This is a genomic window from Streptomyces atratus (genome assembly GCF_014648655.1).
Lineage (GTDB): Bacteria > Actinomycetota > Actinomycetes > Streptomycetales > Streptomycetaceae > Streptomyces > Streptomyces atratus.
The window spans coordinates 1-1,974 of record NZ_BMRN01000161.1 but is presented as its reverse complement, the minus strand read 5'-3'; the positions used below and the strand labels follow the sequence as shown (position 1 = coordinate 1,974).

The following is a 1,974-nucleotide window of genomic DNA, read 5'->3' as shown; positions in this document are numbered from 1 at the left end:
GCAACCACCCCACCCAACAACCGCGCAAACCGCCCACCCAAAGACTCCACAGTCCCCCGGTCATAAAGATCAGTCGCGTACTCGATCAACCCCGACAGCCCCGCAGGATTACCCTCCTCATCGAAGGTCTCCCCGACGTTGACAGTGAGGTCGAACTGCGATCCGGCGGCCCCCGGGTCCTCGAACTCGGCTCGTACTCCCGGCAGTTCGAACGTCAGATCAGCGTTGTGCTGAAGTGCCAGCATGATCTGGACGAGGGGGTGGTGTCCGGGTGAGCGCTGCGGGTTGAGCTTCTCCACCAGGTACTCAAAGGGGATGTCCTGGTGGCCGTACGCGGCGAGGCTCGCCTCACGGACCTGTGTCAGAAGGTCTCCGAACGTGGGGTCCGACGACACGTCCGTCCGGATGACGAGCGTGTTGACGAAGAAGCCGACCAGGTCGTCCAGACTTTCGTCCGTGCGTCCGGCGATGGGCGAGCCCACTGCGATGTCCGATCCCGCGCCCAGCCTCGACAGCAATGCCGCCAGGCCCGTGTGCAGGACCATGAACAGCGTCGCGTCCGCCGAACGGGCCAGCTCCCGCAGCCCGGCATGCGTCGAGGCATCGAGCGCGAAGCTCACCGTGTCGCTGCGGTAGGAAGGGGTCGCGGTGCGCGGCCGGTCCGTGGGGAGGGAGACGATGTCGGGCAGGCCGTTCAAGTGGTCCGTCCAGTAGGCGGCTTGGCGTCGCAGCAGGCTGTCCGGGTCGGTTTCCTCGCCGAGCAACTCGTGCTGCCAGAGGCTGTAGTCGGCGTACTGCACCGGCAGCGGCACCCACTCCGGCCCCTCACCGCCGCGCCGGGCCGCGTACGCGGATGCCAGATCGGCAGCGAGCGGCGTCATCGACCAGCCGTCACCAGCGATGTGATGTATCACCAGCACCAGGACGGCTTCCCCCGGGCCCGAGGTCATCAGTCGGGCCAGCAACGGGATCTCGCCGTTCAGCTCGAAGCCGTGCCGTACGCATGCTCCGATCCGGGAGGCCATCGTGTCCTCGGTCACCGTCTCGACGGTGAGGGTGAGGTGAGCTTCGGTGGGCGTGAGGATGTGCTGGTAGGGCTCCCCGTCGATGTCGGGAAAGACTGTCCGCAACGGCTCATGCCGGGCGATCACATCATTCAGGGCAGCCTCCAGGGCCGCCACGTCGAGATCACCGGTCAACCGCAGCACCAACGGAATGTTGTACGTGGCCGAGGCGCCCTCGAACTTGTACAGGAACCACAACCGGCGCTGCGCGAACGACAACGGCAACACCTCACGGCGCTCACGCCGCTCCAGCACCGGACGGGCACCCGCGCCCGACAGATGCCGCACCACACCGGCCACCGTCGGCTGGTCGAACAGCACACGCAACTCCAGATCCACACCGAGCACCGCACGGATGCGGTTGACCAGGCGGGTCGCCAGCAGCGAATGCCCGCCCAGTTCGAAGAAACTGTCCTCCACGCCCACCGCGGGCAGCCCCAGCACCTCGGCGAACAGACCGCAGACAATCTCTTCCTGTGGAGTCCGCGCCCCCCGGGACATGCCCACCGTGTACTCCGGGGCGGGCAGCGCAGCCCGGTCCACCTTCCCGCTCACCGTCAGCGGCAGCGCCTCCAGTGCCACGAACGCCGCCGGCACCATGTACGACGGAAGCCGCTCCCTCAGCCGGCGACGCAACACCGACACCAGCTCACCCGCCACCCGCGTCCGCACGGGATCACTCGCCAGCCCCGCAAGCGACCGCCCGCCGACCGGCACATACACACCCGTCACCACGCCCGAGCCCACGCCATCCGGCACAAAGATCACATCGAACGTGTCGAGCCCGCCCGTAGCGACGGTCACCGCCGCAACCCAGCCCCGCGACCGGGCCCAGACACACACCTCCTCCGGATCCACCCCGATCGTTTCCCCCAATAGACCCCGCACCCGCTCGATCGGCTCACCGTCG

The 1,974-nt window shown here is 67.7% G+C and carries 1 protein-coding gene; it reads right to left on the bottom strand.

Going from position 1 to position 1,974, the window contains the following annotated elements:
* Positions 1–1,868: condensation domain-containing protein (locus IEZ15_RS43805; RefSeq protein WP_308427524.1), on the bottom strand; the 1,868-nt coding region annotated here is incomplete at its 3' end.
* Between the last annotated feature and the right edge of the window lie 106 nt (positions 1,869–1,974).